The organism is Halovivax sp. (assembly GCA_007119345.1).
Lineage (GTDB): Archaea > Halobacteriota > Halobacteria > Halobacteriales > Natrialbaceae > Halovivax.
This window is the reverse complement of sequence record SKPV01000006.1, coordinates 1-3599: the sequence shown is the minus strand read 5'-3', so window position 1 is coordinate 3599 and position 3599 is coordinate 1. Positions and strand designations below refer to the sequence as shown.

The following is a 3599-nucleotide window of genomic DNA, read 5'->3' as shown; positions in this document are numbered from 1 at the left end:
GACCGGCGAGGTTCGAACGGCGGCGACCGGCGAGGTTCGAACGGCGGCGACCGGCGAGGTGTTCGAGTGGCTGACCGGCGAGGAGCGCGGAAAACGCCCGGGCCCGGCAGTGTTTGGGAGAAACGGTAGACATCAGTGTGCGGGTCCCGTCGGATCGACCGTGACCGACGACGCGCGGAGAAAGCGAGACGCGGCGACATCCTTCGGCGCGGCCGCCGACGCGTACCGCGAGAGCGAGCCCCACCGCCGCGGCGCCGACCTCGACCGAATCGCCGCGTGGTGTGCGGACGCGGACCGGGCGCTCGACGTGGCGACCGGCGCCGGACACGCCGCGGGCGCGCTCCGCCGAGCGGGGGTGGAGACGGTCGTCGCCGCGGACGCCGCCCCGGAGATGGTGGCGACGGCCGTCCGCGAGTTCGACGCCCGCGGCGTCGTCGGCGACGCCGAGCGGCTCCCGTTCGACGCGGACTCGTTCGACGCGGTCACCTGCCGGATCGCCGCGCACCACTTTCCGAACCCTCGCGCGTTCGTCGAGGAGGTCGCGCGCGTCCTGCGTCCGGGGGGCACGTTCGCGTTCGAGGACAACGTCGCGCCGAACGATCGGCGCCTCGCGACGTTCCTGAATCGACTCGAGCGCGAACGCGACCCGTCCCACGTCGAGTCCGATCCCGTCGCGACGTGGCGAGAGCGGCTGACCGACGCCGGGTTATCGGTGACGGAGACGGTTCCGTTCGCGAAGACGCTCGAAGTAGAGTCGTGGCTCGAGGCACAGTCGCCGACGTCGGCACGCCGTCGGCGGGTGCTCGAGATGCTCCGCGATGCGCCGCCGGCCGCCCGGGAGACGTTCGACATCCGCGCGACCGACGGGACCGTGACATCCTGGCGGAATCCGAAAGTGCTGATCCGAGCGACCCGCCCCGATTGAGCGACGGCGGCGCCGGTGGACGAGCGGGGTCGAAAAGCGCAACGTGAGCAGACTGCTCGAAATGCGGTGTAGAAGCAGACTGCTCGAAATGCGGTGTAGAAGCAGACTGCTCGAAATGCGGAATGACAACCGATCAGGGGAGCACGCCGAGAAACGCGTGCGTGATCCACGGACGGCGGGCCGAAGCGATAGGCGGAGCGCGGCGACCGCGCTCGGCGATCGGTGGGCGTCGTCCGAGGATCAGTCCTGAGCCTGGTCGATCCAGGACTCGGCGCGCTCTTCGGAGACGTCGGTGGCGTCGGCGACCTGCCGCGCCTCGGCGGCCGCCAGCTCGCCGGCGGAGGTGATGCCCGCCTCGATCAGGTCGTCCCGGCTCGAGTCGTCGAGCCCGTCGATGTGCTCGAGCGGCGTCCGCTCCTCGCCGGCGGTGACCGCCGCGACCGGCGCCGTCTCGAGCCGGCGCTGCATCCGCTGGGCCTCCTCCTCGAGTTGCTGCTGGAACTCCTCTGCGCCCTCGACCTGACGCTCGAACAGCTGTTCCGTGCGCTCGGTCTGGCGCTCGAACTGGTCCTCGAGCTGGTCGAGCAGTCCCTGAGAGCGCTCGAGCTGGTCGAGGAGGTCCTCGGAGAGTTCCTCTGCGCCGCGGGCCGTCTCGTCCTCGATGGTCCGCTGGGTCTCGAGGAACTGGTCGGTCATTTCTTCGAGGGCCTCGACGTACTCCGCCGAGAGCTCGTCGAAGGAGTCGAGACCGCGGTCGAGTTCCCGCTCGAGGACGCCGAAGATCTCCGAGTGGGTCGACTTCAGCTGGGCGAACGCGTCGTCGACGGTCGCGCGCTGCTCGACCGATCCCTCCGCGTCCGTCATCGCCCGCGTGACGTCGAGGCCGCCGCGCATCCCGGCCTGAGCCAGCTCGACGGACTGGCGCTGCATCGACTCCTGGCCGCGGAGGGCGCTGGCGGTCATCTTCCCGACGTTCCGCTGGAACGCGAGGCCCTGTTTGATCGCCTGTCGGTTCTGCTTGATCGCGGTTCGCTGCGCGTCGAACATCGCTCGGATGGGTGATTCAGTTTGACTCATCGTACTTCGATGGAGGGTGCCACGGCGGGTAAGTAGTGTCCTTGCAAACCCCTGAATGGCATTGGATGGTGTGATATGGTTTTGACGGTGATCTCGTGGACCGACCGGAGCAGCCGCCCGACCGGAGATAACCGCCGATCGACCGGAAACAACGGCCACCAACCGAAGGAAGCGCCGCCCGACCGGAGGACCGGCGACCGGCAGAGTCGACAACAACGTAGGAGGGGTTTATATCGATCGACCGCGATGGCCGACCATGGCCTACGAGCGACCGGACCTGTCCGGACGGACGGCGTTCATCACCGGCACGACGCGCGGCATCGGCAAGGCGATCGCCCTGGCGCTCGCCGAGTGCGGCTGTAACGTCGTCTCGACCGGCAAGACCAGCGAGGAGGACGATTACGGCGAGGAGAGGGACCTCGAAGGGACGATCGAACAGACGGCCCGCGAGTGTCGCGAGCGCGGCGTCGAGTCGCTGGCCGTCCGGCTGAACGTCCGCGAGGAGGAGAGCGTCGAGGCGGCCGCCGCGGCGGCGATCGACCGGTTCGGCGACGTGAACGTCGTCGTCAACAACGCGAGCGCGATCCAGCTCGCGACCGTCGAGGACCTCCCGCCGAACCGGTTCGACCTGCTGACCGACGTGAACGTCCGGGGCACCTACCTCGTCGCGCGCGCGTTCGCCGACCACCTCCGATCGGTCGAGGACGCCTGGTTGCTCTCGAACTCGCCGCCGGTTCGGATCGACCGCGCGCCCGGGGAGGGCCCCTACGCCTGGAGCAAGCTCGGGATGACGTTCGTGACCCTCTCGATGGCCGGCGAACTCGGCGGGGACGACGTGGGCTGTAACGCGTTCTGGCCGGTGACGGCGATCGACACCCGCGCGACGCGGTACTTCGGCCTCGGCACCGAGGACGACTGGCGAACGCCCGACATCGTCGCCGACACGGTCCTCGAGATCCTGCGCCGGGATCCGGCCGACTTTACGGGCAACGCGGTCTACGACGAGGAGTTCCTGCGCGAGGCCGGCGTCGAGGACTTCTCGGAATACAACCTCACGGAAGGCGACCCGGCGCCGGTCTCGGCGCAGCTGTTCGATCCCGAGTATCGACGACCGGAGTGACCGCGATCGCTGGCGTCGACCCGACGACCGCCGTTTTCGTGCCGGTGCTGATCCTCACGCTGCGACCGCTGTGGGTTCGTCACTGCCGCCGAACGGTGAGGACGACCCGAGGTCGGCGGGTCGGTCGGCCGGCGGACGATCCGAGCCGCCGCGAAACTCACTCCTCGCCGAGTCGTTCGGAGAGGCGATCGAACCGGTCCTGGGCGCGTCGGCGCCGCTCCGCCGTTTCCTCCGGTCGATGTTCGACCCGTCGGAGTTCGCCGTCGGCCACGTCGACGTCGAAGACCGCTCCCTCCTCCCGGCCGGGTTCGGGAAGCTCCTCGACGGGGACCGTCAGCTCGTCGACGACGTCGCCGTCGGCCTCGACGAGCAGCACGGCCGTTTCGCCGTCGACGATCCGGTCCAGCACGGCGGTGGCGGTCTCGGTCATGGTGCGGTCGTACCCGTCCGATCGTGATGAATCGTCCGGGGGTCGAT

The 3599-nt window shown here is 69.4% G+C and carries 4 protein-coding genes; 2 read left to right on the top strand and 2 right to left on the bottom strand.

Going from position 1 to position 3599, the window contains the following annotated elements:
* Nucleotides 1-160: 160 nt before the first annotated feature.
* On the top strand, nucleotides 161-925 hold the full coding sequence (locus tag QZT59_RS00520; RefSeq protein ID WP_394348625.1) for a class I SAM-dependent methyltransferase: 765 nt from the start codon (nucleotides 161-163) through the stop codon (nucleotides 923-925).
* A gap of 240 nt (nucleotides 926-1165) precedes the next feature.
* On the opposite strand, the gene QZT59_RS00515 is transcribed toward QZT59_RS00520, so the two are convergent.
* Nucleotides 1166-1972: a helix-hairpin-helix domain-containing protein gene (locus QZT59_RS00515; protein WP_290809971.1), complete on the bottom strand. Its 807-nt coding sequence runs from the start codon at nucleotides 1970-1972 to the stop codon at nucleotides 1166-1168.
* A 286-nt stretch (nucleotides 1973-2258) separates the two neighbouring features.
* On the opposite strand from QZT59_RS00515, the gene QZT59_RS00510 reads away from it, so the two are divergent.
* Nucleotides 2259-3122, top strand: a complete 864-nt coding sequence (locus tag QZT59_RS00510; protein WP_290809969.1) for an SDR family oxidoreductase — start codon at nucleotides 2259-2261, stop codon at nucleotides 3120-3122.
* A 157-nt stretch (nucleotides 3123-3279) separates the two neighbouring features.
* Here QZT59_RS00510 and QZT59_RS00505 read toward each other — a convergent pair whose 3' ends face one another.
* A complete protein-coding gene (locus QZT59_RS00505; RefSeq protein WP_290809967.1) occupies nucleotides 3280-3552 on the bottom strand; it encodes a DUF3006 domain-containing protein in 273 nt (90 codons plus the stop codon).
* Nucleotides 3553-3599 lie beyond the last annotated feature (47 nt).

What these genes read in the sequence shown, in the direction of transcription:
- QZT59_RS00515 (WP_290809971.1), bottom strand. Translation starts at nt 1,972, where the DNA reads ATGTTCGACGCGCAGCGAACCGCGATCAAGCAGAACCGACAGGCGATC.
- QZT59_RS00510 (WP_290809969.1), top strand. Translation starts at nt 2,259, where the DNA reads ATGGCCTACGAGCGACCGGACCTGTCCGGACGGACGGCGTTCATCACC.
- QZT59_RS00505 (WP_290809967.1), bottom strand. Translation starts at nt 3,552, where the DNA reads ATGACCGAGACCGCCACCGCCGTGCTGGACCGGATCGTCGACGGCGAA.